Origin of the sequence: Nostoc sp. KVJ3 (genome assembly GCF_026127265.1) — a bacterium.
Taxonomy (GTDB): Bacteria; Cyanobacteriota; Cyanobacteriia; order Cyanobacteriales; family Nostocaceae; genus Nostoc.
Genome location: NZ_WWFG01000003.1, coordinates 400,388 through 417,496, shown reverse-complemented (window position 1 = coordinate 417,496; position 17,109 = coordinate 400,388). Strand labels below are relative to the sequence as shown.

Below are 17,109 nucleotides of genomic sequence, written 5' to 3'. Positions count from 1 at the left end.
ATTATCATTATTAAATGCTAGCCCGATTCTGCTGATATTTTTGAGGAATTCTAGTGGCAAGTTATTTGGGTTTCTGCAATTTTATAGTTCCCAAACCACAAGTAAGAATACCATTTTGATAAATCGGATCGCTTAAGTGGATAGTGCCTGGTAATTTGTTTTGACATATAATTGCGAAAGTTGTTAGTTCATTTTTAGAATTTTTAGTATTAGGTACAATAAATACACCACTAACATAACCTATTACTGGTATTTTTACGAACCATCCCTTTTTTACATACTCTCGTCGGGGATTTGCATAATTGAATGCAGAGATTGGGGTTATTTTTATAGAATAATTATAGTTTTTTGACGAATTTGACATTTGTTCTTTAAGAGCAATGTCTATTTCAGGAATCGACTTACTAAAAATGCCATTATGCTCTAAGAAGTATCTCTGCTGACCACGAGTCATCATGCCAATTGAAGCCAGTCCTACTGATGATGTAGCCCAACTTTCATTACTAAAATTTAAAGGGAATAAATTATATAAAATTGGTGGCAATATAATCCAGATAAAAGGAATAAATATTAGCAAAAATAGAGCCTTGAATTGTGTTTTTTTATCAAGTTTTAAGAAAAGATTCATGACTATTTTCTGTCTGAGATAATTTGTTTTCTTGACGAACACTCTGAAGTCTTTAACACAACCTCTTAGTTCAAGTTTTCCCATAGTACAGGCTTTTCTAACAACTTACTGACCGCAGAGAAGGTGGGGACTCCCGCAATATGTTGAAAAAATAAGCCACCCTCTAAGAGTGGCTCAAAGTTTTATCCAAGAATTTCAATCACCGTAGCCAGAATTTTCTTGTTGTGTCAACGCCGGAAAATAATTTTTAAGTAATAAGCTGTACCTGTTCCTTCCAGGTGTGTCGAAATCTTTTCTTGAAATTGGCGCATGAACCCAGGTAATAACGAACGCTTCTACCGTGCAATATAAAACTGCCCTAGACGAAAGCTAGAGCAGTTTTTGATAGAAGCAAATTATATAGGAGACTTTTAGTGTTGTCCCCGGTTTATCCATAGTAAATACCGTTATATAATACTATTCACCTCAAATTCCATGTTTTACGCAAAAAACGAATCATCTTGAAATTGGCATTACAAAGGTTAGAAATCAGCATGAGCCAACGTATTGTAGGCGGCATCCGCTTCTCTACTGTCTACCTCTGATTTTCCTCGATTGGGCTAGGACTTACAGATAGGGAGCGATCGCACCAAGCTCACTGCCTTCATGCGATCGCAACTGGGATAATTTTATTGTGGAATGCGTTCAGCTCCGAACTTGCGCTGATGCCAGTAAGGATAGATTGGCGCGGTGGCGCTAACCTGATTGAGCCGATTTACTTCCTCTAATGTTAGTTCGGGAGCAATGCGATTTTGTGAGATGACCCCACCTGGAGAGCGATCGCTAATAACATCTTACGTATATACTAAATATTTAATACAATAACCTGAGTAATATTCGTTAGAAGACACAACCTGTGCTAAAAACGAGGTTTCTGTACATTGTTGCGACTATAAAAAAGGTAAAATTTCCTTTCAAGAATAGTTTTGAAATAGGAAGTACCTACTTTTATGAAGAAAAACATATATGCAAATCTAAATTTTGCCGATTCATTATCAGATTTTAAAGAGGATGTGACGAAACTTTTAGAGTTGAAAAATATCGAGGAATGGTCTGGAAGAATAGTTAAAGAAAGAGAAGAAACAATTAGACAGGCTGCGTTAGTTTTAGCAGGCCAATGTATCGGCATATTATTGCATAAGCTTTCTCAATCAGAGTCGGCTCATCAAACAGCAATTAATCAAACCAAAGGATGGTGGCATACCGACACGCAAAGACACGGTTATACGAAGAGGGAAATATTAACAGTAGGTAATGTTGTAGTAAGTCTTAAATTACCATACGTTGTTCAAAAAAGAGAAAAAAAAGCGAAGAGTAAATCTCGTAATGTTGGATTTTGTCCCTTGTTAAAATGGTTAGGAATGTCAGAAGGCTTGACCCCATTAGTTTGGTCAGATATTACAAAATATGGTGCCATAGCTAGTTCTTTTGAAGCTGCACATACAATCCTGAGTGATTGGGGAATTAATATTAGTCTTAAACGAATTGAACGATTGACATATAAATTTGGTCAAATCGGCATTGATTTACGTCAAACTAAAATATCTAACTTGCAACAAGGTAATTTACCTGATGGGAATATACTTAAAGACCAGAGAGTTGTAATTGCTGTAGATGGTGGCAGGAGTAGAATTAGGATTAATAAAAAAGGTAGAAAAAATCTCAAAACAAACAAGCACGGCTTTACAGGGGAATGGGTTGAGCCAAAATTATTAACAATTTATGTGGTTGATGAACAAGGTAAAAAAGTTAGAAATGGCGAAATAAAGATTGTAAATGATGGCACTTATGAAGACTATAAAGGATTTTTACCAATTTTAGAAATGCATCTGATTAGTTTGGGAATTAGTCAAGCAAAACAAGTTTTATTAATTGCTGACGGTGCAGAATGGATTTGGAAGCATATTCCCCCTCTTTTAAAGAAATTGAAATCTCCCGATGCGACTTATCAATTATTTGATTTTTACCATGTTACTGAGCGGCTACAGAAATTTGCTGATGTAGCGTTTAGTGATGATAGTGAGCGAAATAATTGGTTCAAAAAAGCACGGAGAACTTTAAAAAAAAGTAATGCCATGACCATAATTAGGCAGATGGATGAATTTATCTTTGAAGCCACGGGAGAGCGTTGTAAAACTATGGTAATACAGAGAAATTACCTTTTACGTGCCTATCGTGAAAGGCGTTTAAATTACGCTAAGATACTAGACCAAAAACTACCAATAGGTAGTGGGGCAATTGAGAGTTTAATCCGTCAAGTTATCAACTTAAGAATCAAGGGTAATAGTAAATTTTGGTTGAAAGAAAATGCAGAAATTATCTTACATCTGCGTTGTCAATGGATAGCTCAAAGTTGGGATATTTTTTGTAGTTCTATCTTTAATTCCTTTATTAAACCTCAAACTGCTTGATTAATTTTATACTTGAGTTGTCATCTTTAGCTATTGCTTGCTGTAATTGACACTAAGTATTAAAGACTTAGTATAGATATTTTAGGAAATAATCGTCAAATGACTTACTAGCAATCTTTTTGAGATATATCATCAAGATGAATTCTCGTGCAAAGCAGTATTCTATTTGTAAATAAAACAACTCCGTACTGAAATATAATTTTTAGCGATCGCACTTTTTTTGTCCGACCTCACAAAATCGCATTGCTCCCGTCCCACAGTTGTTATGGCTCATGGCGGACATGGAAATGAATTTCAAGCAGGAAGTGATGCCACTGCAACGAATAATTCTATTCAGGTTGATGCTGACACAGCCAAACGTCTAGGGATTAAAGTCGAGCCTGTCCAACATCAAAGGTTAGCTGTTGGCATCAAAACTACTGGACAAATAGAGACTCTTCCCAGCCAAAAAGTAGAAGTGACTACCCCAATTCAAGGAGCGAAAGTAGTTGAATTGTTGGTGGAACCTGGCGCATCAGTAACAAAAGGTCAACCCCTTGCTGTTGTTACTAGCCCAGATTTAGTAACATTGCGTGTGGAATCTCAGGATAAATTAGCACAAGCTCAAGCTGATTTACACTACAGCGAAGCTGATTTAAGACTGGCTCAACAAAATTATCAAAAATATCAACAAATAGCCGACTCGGAAATTGCTCAAGCACAGAGTCAAGTTGACTTTGCTCAAGAAAAGTACAACAAAGACAAACAGTTAGCTGATGCTGGCGCTTTACCCCGTCGCAATGCTCTGGAATCTCAAACCCAGCTAGCGCAGGCAAAAGCCGAACTTACTAAAGCGAAGAGCCGCAGGGATGTTATCGGGGCTGAAAATCAACTCAAACGCGCTCAAGCATCAGTTCAACTAGCAAAGTCAAATATTAATCGCAGTAATACTAGTTATCAAACTCGACTTGCTCAACTAGGAAATCTCCCAAATTCTAAAGGATTAGTGACAGTAACTGCTCCTATCTCTGGTAAGGTTGCTGATAGAGAAGTGACTATTGGTCAAACTTTTAATGATGCCGGTGGCAAATTGATGACGATTGTCAACGATAGTCGGCTTTTTGCTACAGCTAATATTTATGAAAAAGATTTAGGTAAGGTAAGAATTGGTGAGAGAATTAGATTAAAAGTTGCTAGTGTGAGCGATCGCACTTTTTCTGGTCAAATTTCCCGCATTGGTACAATGGTAGAGGGAGAAACAAGAGTTGTACCAGTACAAGCAGAGATAGATAACTCACGCGGACAACTCAAACCCGGAATGTTTGCGGAACTAGAAGTTTTAACAGACCAAATATCAGCAGCTATTTCAGCTATTCCTACCTCAGCAGTGGTAGACGCGAATGGGAAGAAAGTTGTTTATGTGCAGAGTGGTAATGCTTACCAAACAGTTGAAGTCACATTAGGTCAGACTTCTGGCGATATGGTTGAAGTCAAGAGTGGCTTATTCGAGGGAGATATGATTGTCACCCAACGCGCACCGCAACTTTACGCCCAATCTCTGCGAGGTGGTACCCATGTAAAAGCAGATGAACACACAGAAGTTTCATCGCAGACAACAGAGGTTAAAACAGTACCATTGTGGTTACTAGGAGCAGGTGGGGGGGCTGCAATAGCTCTAATAGCTTTTATGGTGGGTCGTCGCAGCAATCATCAACTTGTTCCAGTAACGCCAGAACTTACCCACAACCTAGCAGAAGATTCTTCTAATTATTCTACAAACCTAGATGATAACCATCATGCACCTCATGAAGAATCAAAAGTCATAATTATTAGTAAAAATACTCAACAATAAAAATACTGAGTGCCATTATTAAATGGGCGATTTTTTCATCCAATTCAAAGTATCCAAAACTGTAACCTTTTGGGCAGTATAATTAAATTATTAGATTAAATCAAGTTTATTAACTGCATAATTTTTTTAGCTTTTATTGGTAGCGATTAACAATTAATTATGGTTTTTGGAAGCCTTTTCCTCTATAATTAGCTAATTCTTCATAGTCAGGCATATATGCATAGCTATCTCTAATATCCAAGCCTAAAAATCTGGAAAAACGTGCAGAATCGTTTCCTACTAATTCGCCTTTTCGGTGCTTACCTTGGTAATTAGCTAAAGCAATTTTAGCTTGACGTAATGATTTTACAGGTACAAAAACATCTGTTTGATCAAAAGACCATAAATCTTCAGAACGTCTTGCTGCAAACAATAGTTCTCCTAACGCTTGGTTTTTAGAATCATCTTGTTTATAAGTTAAAGCTAGATGCTTATCTAAATAAATAATTCTTCCTGAATTAATATTTTCTGTAATATCTAAAGAGTCAATTAAATTCGATAAAAATTTTCGACGTTCAGGGTAAGTAGCACCGAGAAAAGGAATAACACCGACTACCCAACCTCTAGCACCTGTTTCTTTATCAGTCTCATAATTCTGATAACATTCTTTTAAGCACGGGATATAAAATTTATCAAAAGGAATTCTCATCTGAGAAATTGTTTGTATATTAACGGCTAGTATAAACTTTTTAAATGATTTAGATTCCTCTAGTACCTTTATTAAGGTAGAATCATAAAAAATTTTGGGCTGACTATGATATTTTTCCCATAACATATCAAATACAACTCTAAAATCTCTGCTATCATTGAGCAAAAAATCATTCACTTTTTGATAGCCATAATGAGTAAAAACTTGTGATTGTATTTGTCTTAACTTTTCATTACTTTTAACTATAGTATTGCCAATACGGATTTTAGACATAGTATTGTTTGTTTTTAAGGGACTTTTTAGGAAGTAGGAGGTAAAAGTTCTGTTAAAGGTGTAGTTTCACGTTCAATTATATTGATACTAAGAAATTCTGCTGCTTCGTTGGAACTGAGTGGAACAGTAAACATGAGATGCATATAATTTACCTGATCATTTCCACTTGTACATGGAACAGCGTGGTAGATAACCGGAAACCTTTCTTGAGAATGCATAATTAGAGATTCTGTTAATCTGGCAAGAATTCGGGTTCCACCAAATATGTAGCTCCGTTCTTGAGCAACTTTCAACTCTGCTAAAGTCCACCAATTAAAAACTATTTTACCGTCAGAACTATCACTAAGCCCCCATTCTTGACGATAATGTTTTGGAGTCAGAGTTAGTAAACCCTTACCTTCTTCAATTCGTCGCCGCTTCGCCAGTCTAATCAATGAGGAGTCAAATGCTGTAGCAATAGCTGACCTAAAATCTGATAATTCGTCAGTCAGCTCGTTATATTTTATAAATGTAAAGGCATCTCCAATCCCTTTAGTCTCGTCAGTGATTACGTTCGCTACTAAAATCAGATTGCCGTTAACTAATTCTTCAAAATCTAATGAGCTATCGAGATATGGTGGCTTAGGTGGTTTACCAAACCCTTTTACACCGCTACGTTTTGCTTTCGCCATCACTTACCTCTATTGCTCAACTTAATTCAAAAAAAGGTTTGCTCATAGGGAGTAAAAGCATTTACTAGTAAGGGTAATACATCCACTCGCGGTAATATCTACCGAGTTTTTAGTTTACCATTATTCAACCTTGATTTCATCCTGATTTCATCTTTATTTGAGACATTAGATACAGTGCCTAACTGTCAAAACTACAGATTATCCCAGATGGATTAACTGTATCGTCAAGCAAAAAACCCTTGATTTGTCTCAAAAATGCTCAATTCCATTGTCAAATGGTCGATCGCCCAAAGGTGGCTAATCGTTATTGCCTCTATATTAATTAGTCTGTGGGGATTGCGTGTCATCACACAAATGCCTCTCGACGTATTTCCTAGCTTCGCTCCCCCGCAAGTGGAAATTCAAGTTGAAGCTTCCGGTTTAGCACCAGAAGAAATCGAATCTTTAGTGACTCGCCCAATTGAGAGCGCGATTAATGGCACACCTGGACTAGAGTCTCTGCGATCTTCATCTGCTATTGGAATTTCTGCGATTAAAACTGTCTTTAGCTGGGATACTGATATTTACCGCGATCGCCAACTAGTAACAGAGCGCTTACAAGGGGTGAAACTGCCACAAGGAGTAGAGCAGCCGGAAATATTGCCTATTAACTCGCCCTTGGGATGGGCTGTTAAATATGCTTTTTCTGCTGAAAGCACTGACATGATGGAAGTGTGGCGGATTGCTAATTGGGATGTAAAAAATCGCTTGCTGGCTGTACCAGGAGTGAGTAATGTTTTTCTCTACGGTGGTGATGAGCGGCAATATCAAGTTTTGGTAGATCCAGACAAGCTTAAAGCCTACAATGTTTCGTTGCCAGAAGTCACTAAAGCAGTGCAGAATGCTAACGTCAATGTGCCGGGAGGATTTTTGATTACTCCTGACCAAGAAACACTAATTCGGGGAATTGGGCGAATCGAGTCAATTGATCAACTCAAGCGTTCGGTGATAAAGGCGGTTAAAGGTACACCCGTATTATTAGAACAGGTAGCAGAAGTCAAAATTGGCCCAGGACTAAGACGAGGAGATGGACTATTTCAAGGCAAACGAGCAGTAATTTTAACTGTCTCTAAGCAGCCTGCGGCAGATACTCCCACTGTAGTTAAAGCTGTAGAAGCAGCAATGGAGGAGATTAAGCCAGGGCTACCACAGGATATCAAGGTTACTAAAACCTTTGACCAAGATTTATTTATCGAAGCTTCGGTCAAAAATGTTGAGGAAGCTCTGCGCGATGGCATCATTATCGTTTCAGTCATCCTGATCATCTTTTTGATGAACTGGCGCACAGTAATTATTAGCCTCAGTGCTATGCCTTTGTCATTACTGTTAGGCATGATTATTCTGAGTTGGACTGGACAAGGTATTAATACAATGACCTTGGGTGGACTAGTCGTTGCAATTGGTTCAGTGGTAGATGATGCGATCGTTGATATGGAAAACGTCTACCGCCGATTGCGAGAAAATCAACTAGCAGGGAACCCGAAAAATCCTTTACAAGTTGTATTTGATGGTTCAGTAGAAGTGCGTGTCAGTGTTTTATTGTCCACTGTCATTATTGCAGTGGTCTTTGCACCGATTTTCGTCCTGTCTGGCGTGGAAGGTCGAATTTTTACGCCGATGGGAATGGCATATTTGCTATCGATTCTCGCTTCTACCTTAGTTGCATTAACACTAACTCCAGCATTATGTGCTTTATTACTAGCAAATCGACGTTTACCAAGTACCGAAACTTGGCTTGAGCGCAAAGCACATCAATTTTATCGTCCAGCGTTAAGGTTCTCGATTCGTTACCCCAAGGTGATTTTAGGGTTGGCACTTGCGGGGTTTATTGCATCGATAATTATTCTTCCTGGGTTGGGTAAAGTCTTTTTACCAGAATTTCAAGACCGTTCTTTGGTCAATTCAATGGTGCTTTTGCCTGGTGAATCTCTGAATGCAACTAATCAAGCTGCTTTGGCGGTGATGGATGCCCTGAAAAGCGATCGCCGTTTTGATTTCATTGCCTTACGATCTGGGTTTGCTCAAGGAGATCCTGAAGTGGCTGGAGTAAACTTTGGTGAGTTGGATGTGCAGATTAGCGAAGAAGGAGCGAAAAACCGCCAGAAGACTGTTGAAGCACTCCGCAAAGAGTTTGAAAAACTTCCTGGTGTGGCAACTAATATTGGTGGGTTTATCTCCCACCGAATAGATGATATCCTCTCTGGCGTGAGAAGTGCGATCGCTGTGAAAATTTACGGGTCTGAACTCGAAGAACTCCGCACTCTTGGGAAACAAGTACAATCTGCTATAAATGGTATTTCCGGTATTGTGGATTTGCAATTAGAACCCCAAATTCCAGTTAAACAAATTCAAATTCAATTTGACCGCGATGCAGCAGCTCGTTATGGATTAACTGTGGGGGAACTTGCAGAAACGATAGAGACTGGATTGAATGGTAAAGCCGTTTCCCAAGTTTTGGAGAAGCAACAAACTTTTAATCTCGTTGTGTGGTTGCAAGAACGCTCCCGTAACAATTTGGATGTTATTGGTAACTTGTTGGTAGATACACCCAACGGGCAGAAAATTCCCTTATCCCAGGTTGCTAAAGTTGATTATGGCACGGGGCCAAGTACCATTAATCGTGAAAATGTTTCCCGGCTGATAGTGGTTTCTGCCAACGTTGCTGGACGGGATTTGGGTTCTGTAATTAAAGATGTACGGAAACGGGTCAAACAAATTCAACTACCTGGAGGTTACTACGTCCAATTTGGCGGTCAGTTTCAGGCACAGGAACAAGCAACGCAGACTTTAATAATTGCAGGTGCGATCGCCTTTGCCGTGATTTCTGTACTGATATACTTTGCTGTCAAGTCAATTCCTGCCACAGTCATGATTATGATTAACTTGCCACTGGCATTAATTGGTGGGGTTATCTCTGTGGCCTTGAGTGGTGGTATTATTTCCGTTGCTTCGATGGTTGGTTTTATCACTCTATTTGGTGTAGCTACTCGCAACGGATTACTGTTAGTGGATAACTATAATAATCGCCTCGCTGAGGGAATACCACTTAAACAAGTAATTGTTGATGGTTCAATGGAAAGATTAGTAGCGATTCTTCTCACAGCACTTTCGTCAGCACTAGGTATGGTTCCATTAGTGATTGGTTCTGGTGCAGGTAAAGAAATTTTGCAACCTTTGGCTGTGGTAGTGTTAGGGGGCTTATTTACTTCTACTGCTTTAACACTATTAGTTTTACCAGCTTTATATTCGCTATTTGGGAGGTTTTTAGTTCCGAATAAGACTACAAAAATATACAATATTCAAGTTACTCAAGAGTCAATTGTATGAAAATTTTTGCTGTTTGGTATCTGGCATTATTTGATATTTTATTCAGGGAGGTGGATTAAAAACTTTATATAGACTCAATGCCAGGATCTAAAAATCTTGCAAAGACTGGATTGCCATAGAAATCTTATCTCAATTATCAACACATTTTAAATGAGGAATAAACCAATGAAATCACTTAAATCTAGCTTAATTATTCTTGGAAGTGTAGGACTACTATTTTTAGGAGCTTGCAGTAACGATAATAAAGCAGCTAATACAGAAAATAGTCCAGCCGCTTCTACCTCAAACGCCCAAACCCCATCTATTTCAGCTTCACCTGTCACTAAAACAGATAGTCAGCATGGTGAATCTCATGGAGGTCAAGTTGTAGAAACAGGAAGTTATCATCTAGAATTTGTTCCTGAGAAAGAAGCAAGTGCAACTCACATGGATTTATATGTGCTAAAAGGTGACAATCACCAAACAGTACCTGATGCAAAAGTAACGGCTCAAGTTCAGCTACCTGATGGAAAACAAAAGACAGTTCCTCTTGCTTATGATGCTAGTGGAAAACATTACACAGCACAGTTAACTGAAAAAGCAATTGGTCAATATCAGGTAAAAGTAACTGCCGATGTTAAAGGTGAAAAAGTAAACGGCAGGTTTACTTTTAATCAATAGATTTTTCATAAAATGATTAGCTGAAAAACCATAGATAAATAAAGATGAATATAGATCAATACGGTTCATTTAAGGGTTTTTCAGACACTATAGTTAACCAGGGTAAGAGCATCTCAATCAGGCTTGACACAAGGAATCAGAAGAATCTAAAGTATTGTCAATGAAACAACTGAGAACCTGAATCATATAATTGTTATCCATAGCGGTGCGTTTCATTTTTTGACGAAGACTACGTTTGTAGGTCTGTTCACGGTTAAGAGCATTGAGAGCGAAGCGTCGTAAAAGAGCAAAATTTTGGGGACTGTGGAAAGAACGAATGCGACAAGCGTCTTCTGCAAAAGTACAGTCGAGAGTCCAGTGAGCCTCGTTTTCAATGCCCCAGTGTTTTCGGATAGCCCGACCGATAATTTGAGCATCACTGTTTAAAGAAGTGAGATAAAACTGAACCTCACGAGTAGTTTTATTCCAAAGATGACGAACACGGACAACCATAACTAGAGATTGCAAACCTGCCCATAATTTGGGTTGATAAAGCTCACCGATAGCCGCAATGGGTACAGTCCAAACTTCACGAATTTCCGTGCGATGATGTGCTTTTTCAATCCGTTTGTCATAACTAACATTAATCCCCGAAAATTGCTCTGCTTGCGCTTTGTCAAACCATTCTTTGACTTGAGAATAGAGCATGGGATGGTTGGCTTTCAGTGCCAGGACATAATCAGCTTTTTTGGCGATAATCTGTTTGGCAATTTCGGTTTGTGTTCCCATTGCATCAATGGTGATGATACAGCCAGAGATGTCTAGCATTTCTAACAGTGCTGGAATGGCGGTGATTTCATTGGATTTATCTTCTACTTTCACTTGTGCCAACACTAAACTGTGCTCACTCGCCCAGGCACTTATAAGGTGGAGTGCGCTTTGACCTTGATTGCGGTCATAAGAACCCCTAATTGTCTTTCCATCTATGGGGATAATTTCTCCTCCCATGTTTGTGATTAGGGTTTCTACCCATCTCAAGAAACATCGATTTAATGCTTCTGGGTCGATCAACTCAAACACTCGTCGAAATGTATCATCTGAGGGAATACCATTTGGTAATGCCAGAAACTCTTCTAACCATGTTTGCTTGCTGATGCCATAATTCTCGATGTCTTCCCACCCTTGTGCTCCAGCTATGATTGCTAAAATTGCGATGACTAAGATATCTGTGAATTGATGTTTCTTCGTCCGCTCTACTCTCTTGTCTTTGATATCCGAGAAATGCTCAACTAGACTTTGTTGAATACTGCCAATGTCTGCTATTTTTCTTGATTTTGGCTGACAACGAGTATTTTTGACACTATCAGCAGATTTAGTTTCAAAGCCCTCTGACATCAATTTGGCTCCAGGAGATTTTCAATCGAGTAATTGAATTCATCTCATTGATCTTGCTCGGTCGTCAAGTCTATTTTTTACACATTCATTAATACTATCTTCTAGAACTTGTCAAGTTTTCTTTATACCAAATTAGATGCGCTTACCCTGTATAGTTAACGAAATTTAAATTGTTTAAACCCCTTATGATTTCGTTAACTGAACCGTACTGTAATATAGATAGTTTGTCTATATTTATCTGTGGTTTGACAATCAGTGCATTAATTGTTGAATGAACAACAAAGAAAAATAATAGTAGGTAAAGTTTATTGTTACCTCACTACTGGACTTCTACCACACCACGAAACATATTCATTCCACAGGTGAATTGATATTGACCTGGTTGGGGAGGTGTAAATTCAATGGGAGTAACATGATTGAGAGCCAAATCTTGAGCAATATGAAAATCAGGTAACAACACTTTTTCCAAACAGCTACTAGGGTCGCTACGAAAGAAATTTAGCCGTACAGGTAGACCAGATTTCACAATTACACGAGAAGGTTCATAACCGCCATCTACATTAATTGTTAACTCCTGTATCCCTTGACCGAGATTAGCTTTTGCAGCTTTATTTTTACTCAATAGAAACCACCACAGTTCTAATCCAATTAATCCTAAGCCGCCCAAAGTAACACCAATTTTTAATGCTAGTGGTTGCTCAATGCGGCGAAATTGATTGGTCTGTTCTGATGAATGGATTGGCATTTCTGCTATTGCTACATTTGACGCAATACCAAACATAAATCCTAACCCGGCAATACTGCCAAAAATCTTACTTTTGTTGAACATTTGCTAAATTACTCCACGATTACTTGAGATATGTTTTGGTTTAAAGTTACGCAACCGTAAGGCATTAGTCACAACAGAAACGGAACTAAAAGCCATCGCCCCACCTGCAATCATTGGGTTGAGTAACCAGCCAAAGATCGGAAACAAAACTCCAGCAGCAATGGGAATCCCAGCAACGTTGTAAATCAAGGCAAAGAAGAGATTTTGGCGGATATTCTGCATAGTGGCACGGCTCAATTGAATTGCAGTAACAATACCTTGCAAGTCTCCAGAGATCAGGGTGATATCGCTGGCTGCGATCGCTACATCTGTCCCTGTACCAATTGCAATCCCCACGTTAGCTTGAGCCAGTGCTGGCGCATCATTGATACCATCACCCACCATTGCGACAATTTTCCCTTCTGCTTGCAATGCTTGTATTTGAGACGCTTTTTGGTCGGGTCGAACTTCTGCAAATACTCGTGTGATCCCAACTTCACTAGCGATCGCTTCTGCTGTTTTGTGATTATCCCCTGTGAGCATAACTACCTCTAAACCTAACTTTTGTAGCGTTCTCACAACTGCTACTGAAGAGGGTTTGAGTGCATCAGCAATTCCCATCAAGCCTTGAATTTGCCCATCCACAGCAATTAAAATAGCTGTCTTACCCGCAGCTTCCAGAGAGGTTTTACCCTCTTGGAGGGTGCGGGTATCGATATTTAATTCTGCCATCCAACGCTGAGTACCAATTTGTACCAAGTGGTCTGAAGCTATGCCTTGAACACCACTTCCAGCGATCGCTTCAAATTTATTAGCCTCTGTCAGTTCCACTTGCTGAGATTGGGCATACCTAACCACCGCTTCAGCCAATGGATGTTCTGAATTTCGTTCTAGAGACGCTGACAATTGCAAAAGTTTTAACTCGTTACCATTAGCTGTGCCGTTAACTGTAACAAAGTCAGTAACAGTGGGTTTTCCTTGTGTTAAAGTTCCAGTTTTATCCAGCACAATAGTCTGGATTTTATGAGCGAGTTCTAAACTTTCAGCACCTTTAATTAAAATACCATTTTCTGCTCCCTTGCCGGTTCCTACCATGACTGAAGTTGGAGTAGCTAAACCCAAAGCGCAGGGACAAGCGATAATCAGCACTCCTACCGTGGTGATTAGGGCTAACGTCAAGTTGCCCATGACGTTGAACCAAATAACGAAGGCTGCGATCGCAATGGTCATAACTACTGGCACAAACCATCCCGTTACTTGATCTGCTAAACGTTGAATTGGTGCTTTAGAGCCTTGAGCTTGTTGCACCATTTTGACAATTTGAGACAAAAAAGTGTCTTTACCAACGCGGGTTGCTCGGAATTTAAAGCTACCTGTTTTATTAATTGTGGCTCCAATTACTTCATCCCCCGGTTGCTTTTTGACTGGCAAACTTTCACCAGTCACCATCGCTTCATCAACGTTAGAAGCACCTTCTATAACTTCTCCGTCAACCGGAATTTTTTCACCTGGGCGCACCAAAATTACATCACCAATTTGAACTTCCTGGATAGGAACATTAACTTCTTTCCCATCTCGGATTACTTTGGCATCTCTGGGTTGCAAACCGATGAGTTTGCGGATAGCTTCAGAAGTTTGCCCCTTGGCGCGATTCTCAAATAGCCTGCCTAGCAGAATTAAGGTGGTAATAACTGCTGCTGCTTCATAGTAAACATCAGGCATCAGTCCCGCAGAGGTAAAAAATCCGGGAAAAACAGTAGCAAAGAGTGAATAAAAATAGGCTGCCCCAGTACCCATTGCAACCAAGGTATCCATCGTTGCTGTATGACGTTTAAAGGCTTTCCAGGCATTTTTGAAGAAGTCTGCACCGCACCAGAACAAAACAGCGCTTGCTAGTACCAATTGTACCCACGGATTATCTAACCATAATGCGCGAATCCCAGGCAGGTTTAGCCCTGTCATGGCAGAAATTGACCCTAGTAGAATCAAAGTGCTGAGGATTGATCCTACAACAATTTTACGGGTAAGTGTGCGTAATTCTGCTTCACGGGCGTTTTTTTCGGCATCATCTTCTCCCGTAATCATTTCTTGTTCTTGGAGTGGGTAAGATGAGTATCCAGCAGCATCTATGGCGGCTTGGATTGTTTCTAGATTGGTGCGCTTGCGATCGTATTGGATAGTAGCCTGTTCCACGCCAAAGTTGACGTTACAATTACTCACCCCCGGAACAGAGCTAATTGCTTCTTCAATGTTGTTGGCACAGGAGGCACAACTCATGCCTCGAAGTTTAAGACTTAGAGTATCCATAGTTAAAATAATGGGCTATGCCCCACTTCTCTAGGAGACGCTGCGCGTAGCAAGATCCCCGGAGGGGTACGCTAACGTAATTTGTAAATAGGAACTAGCCTAAAAATAAAGTACCAGTCAGATAATTGATATCAAGCAGAAAAATCATAAATGATTGGTACATTATTCAATTGCCAGTCCTTTATCTGTTCGCAAGGGTTTCAGATATTTTAAATGGGTGGCTTAGGCTATATCTTGCTCTACTTTTATTTGTCGATCGCTTTTAAGTAACAGAATAGCCAGCAGTAGTAATTGCTTCCTTAATAACTGTTTCAGAAGCATTTGTATCCACTAAGACGATTTTTGTTTTTGGATCTGCTTGAACTGTAGCAGTAGGATCAACTGTCTTGACTGCTTTAGTAATGGTGTCTCCACAAGCAGAGCAAGCCATATTAGGAACTGTTATTTGGAGTGTCATAACGTTAGAAACCTTGAACTTAGATAATAAAAAAATGGATTTAAGAAAATCAGTATTTGAAGGCTCAAATGCTTTACGGCTTTAACTAGCACGCTTCTTTGATTGCTGTTTCAGACGGCATAACTGTAAGTACACGAACCACTACAGCTTGAGATTGTCTGAAATCTCTTACTTCATGAATTTATCTTAGACTCTCTAGCTGGCTAGAGAGTCAAGGGATTTTGCAAAATTCTTTTTAATGAAGTCAAAAGTATCGCACTTTCAGCTAGTTCAGTCCTTTTTGGAGAAATTGAGTTACTACTTAATCGTTCGAGTAGGAGTATTTCGATTTTGAGTATTCATTGGTTGGAGCAACTGCTGCATTTGAGCAATTTCAGTACTTTGACTCTTGACAATGGATTGAGCTAAATTTCTCACCTCGGTGTGCCTAGCACTGTTGGCAACCATACCACTCATCATTGTCGCCATTCGGTGATGGCGAGTCATTTGACGGAGAAATTCCTGATCAAAGTCAGACGAATTTTGCAAGCTTGTCATCATCTCCATATTTTGCTGCTGCATACAAGTTTTCATTGCTTCGCCCATATTCATACCTGCACCCATATTCATACCTCTACCCATGCCCATACCTGTACCCATATTCATGACGTTTTTAGGGACTTCTTTGCCATACCACTGCTTGTACCAAGTTTGCATCTGCTGAATTTCACGGGTTTGGTCTGAAATTATGGATTGCGCCAGCTTTTTGACTTCAGGGCTTTTAGCTCGGTTCAAAGCCATTTGAGCCATTTCAATACCGCTTTGATGATGAGGAATCATCATTTCAATAAACGACTTATCTACGTCAGCCCTCATGTTCATTCCACCAGGCATAGGGCTTGTACTGGTTGGATTGGGAGCTTTAACTTGATTGCGATCGCTGGCTTTGGCGCTCTCAATAATGGAAAAAGCTGTAATAGTGGTACTTGTCAGTAGAGTAACAAGACTGTAAGTTAAAACTTTGTTATTCATTTTAATGACTTTTATTCAAAGGTAAATTGGGTAGCATATATTCAGCTTCAGGGGATTCTAAATAAGCTTGAATGCAAGTTTTAAAGATAGATTACGTAGTTTGAGTCATAATTTTCTTCCTAACTAACTAAATGAATCAGTTATGAAGCTGTAGTTATACTTCTAATAATTCACGTTAGACGATTGTCGGCGTAAGAGCATCTATCTAATGACATGATGCTAATTTATTCCTAAGAAAATGTATAAATTTCATCCTGATTTCATTTAGGTATGATAAAGACTTTATTTAACAGATTATGAGATTTTTCTGCAAGCTTTATTTTATTTATATATTTTAGTTACAAGTATGAAAATTTCATCCTAATTTCATTAGGACTTGTCATGCTATTAGATAGAGGTAGCATATCTCTTCAGCAAGAACATCACAGAAAACTTGAATCTGATAATGTCAAATTAACTGCCTATTTATCCTGATCAATAGCTGTCTAAAGGTAGTATTTTGTGGTTTTGCCCAATTTTGATCTATCTATTAAGAGCAGATTCACTAATAAAGCATGAACCTGCACTTTAGCTAACGTATTTAAT

At 39.1% G+C, this 17,109-nt stretch carries 12 protein-coding genes; 4 read left to right on the top strand and 8 right to left on the bottom strand.

Annotated elements, in window-relative coordinates; genetic code table 11:
- Positions 1-61 precede the first annotated feature (61 nt).
- Positions 62-628, bottom strand: coding sequence for a type IV pilin-like G/H family protein (locus GTQ43_RS33205; protein WP_265276982.1), 567 nt, complete (start codon positions 626-628; stop codon positions 62-64).
- 989 nt (positions 629-1,617) lie between these two features.
- Here GTQ43_RS33205 and GTQ43_RS33200 point away from each other — a divergent pair.
- Both GTQ43_RS33200 and GTQ43_RS33195 read left to right on the top strand, forming a co-directional pair.
- On the top strand, positions 1,618-3,078 hold the full coding sequence (locus tag GTQ43_RS33200; protein WP_265276940.1) for an ISLre2 family transposase: 1,461 nt from the start codon (positions 1,618-1,620) through the stop codon (positions 3,076-3,078).
- A gap of 265 nt (positions 3,079-3,343) precedes the next feature.
- Positions 3,344-4,909 (top strand): efflux RND transporter periplasmic adaptor subunit, encoded by a 1,566-nt coding sequence (locus GTQ43_RS33195; RefSeq protein WP_265277034.1) that lies wholly within the window; start codon positions 3,344-3,346, stop codon positions 4,907-4,909.
- Positions 4,910-5,066: 157 nt separating this feature from the next.
- On the opposite strand, the gene GTQ43_RS33190 is transcribed toward GTQ43_RS33195, so the two are convergent.
- Both GTQ43_RS33190 and GTQ43_RS33185 read right to left on the bottom strand, forming a co-directional pair.
- Positions 5,067-5,870 carry a hypothetical protein gene (locus tag GTQ43_RS33190; RefSeq protein ID WP_094343056.1) on the bottom strand — a complete coding sequence of 268 codons (804 nt, stop codon included), beginning with the start codon at positions 5,868-5,870 and terminating at the stop codon, positions 5,067-5,069.
- A 26-nt stretch (positions 5,871-5,896) separates the two neighbouring features.
- Positions 5,897-6,541, bottom strand: coding sequence for a hypothetical protein (locus GTQ43_RS33185; protein WP_094343057.1), 645 nt, complete (start codon positions 6,539-6,541; stop codon positions 5,897-5,899).
- Between the two features lie 255 nt (positions 6,542-6,796).
- Between GTQ43_RS33185 and GTQ43_RS33180 the strand changes: the two genes are divergently transcribed.
- Positions 6,797-9,907: an efflux RND transporter permease subunit gene (locus GTQ43_RS33180; protein WP_265276981.1), complete on the top strand. Its 3,111-nt coding sequence runs from the start codon at positions 6,797-6,799 to the stop codon at positions 9,905-9,907.
- A 165-nt stretch (positions 9,908-10,072) separates the two neighbouring features.
- Positions 10,073-10,567, top strand: a complete 495-nt coding sequence (locus GTQ43_RS33175; protein ID WP_094343059.1) for a hypothetical protein — start codon at positions 10,073-10,075, stop codon at positions 10,565-10,567.
- Positions 10,568-10,684: 117 nt separating this feature from the next.
- On the opposite strand, the gene GTQ43_RS33170 is transcribed toward GTQ43_RS33175, so the two are convergent.
- The 5 genes from GTQ43_RS33170 to GTQ43_RS33150 form a co-directional block, all read right to left on the bottom strand.
- On the bottom strand, positions 10,685-11,941 hold the full coding sequence (locus tag GTQ43_RS33170; RefSeq protein ID WP_265270955.1) for an ISAs1 family transposase: 1,257 nt from the start codon (positions 11,939-11,941) through the stop codon (positions 10,685-10,687).
- A gap of 319 nt (positions 11,942-12,260) precedes the next feature.
- Complete coding sequence (locus GTQ43_RS33165) at positions 12,261-12,770, bottom strand: cupredoxin domain-containing protein (RefSeq protein ID WP_094343060.1); 510 nt, start codon at positions 12,768-12,770, stop codon at positions 12,261-12,263.
- A gap of 3 nt (positions 12,771-12,773) precedes the next feature.
- The gene (locus tag GTQ43_RS33160; protein WP_265276977.1) at positions 12,774-15,056 is read right to left on the bottom strand and encodes a heavy metal translocating P-type ATPase; all 2,283 of its coding nucleotides are present in this window, start codon (positions 15,054-15,056) and stop codon (positions 12,774-12,776) included.
- A gap of 262 nt (positions 15,057-15,318) precedes the next feature.
- Positions 15,319-15,513, bottom strand: coding sequence for a heavy-metal-associated domain-containing protein (locus GTQ43_RS33155; RefSeq protein ID WP_094343062.1), 195 nt, complete (start codon positions 15,511-15,513; stop codon positions 15,319-15,321).
- Positions 15,514-15,810: 297 nt separating this feature from the next.
- The gene (locus GTQ43_RS33150; RefSeq protein WP_265276975.1) at positions 15,811-16,524 is read right to left on the bottom strand and encodes a DUF305 domain-containing protein; all 714 of its coding nucleotides are present in this window, start codon (positions 16,522-16,524) and stop codon (positions 15,811-15,813) included.
- Between the last annotated feature and the right edge of the window lie 585 nt (positions 16,525-17,109).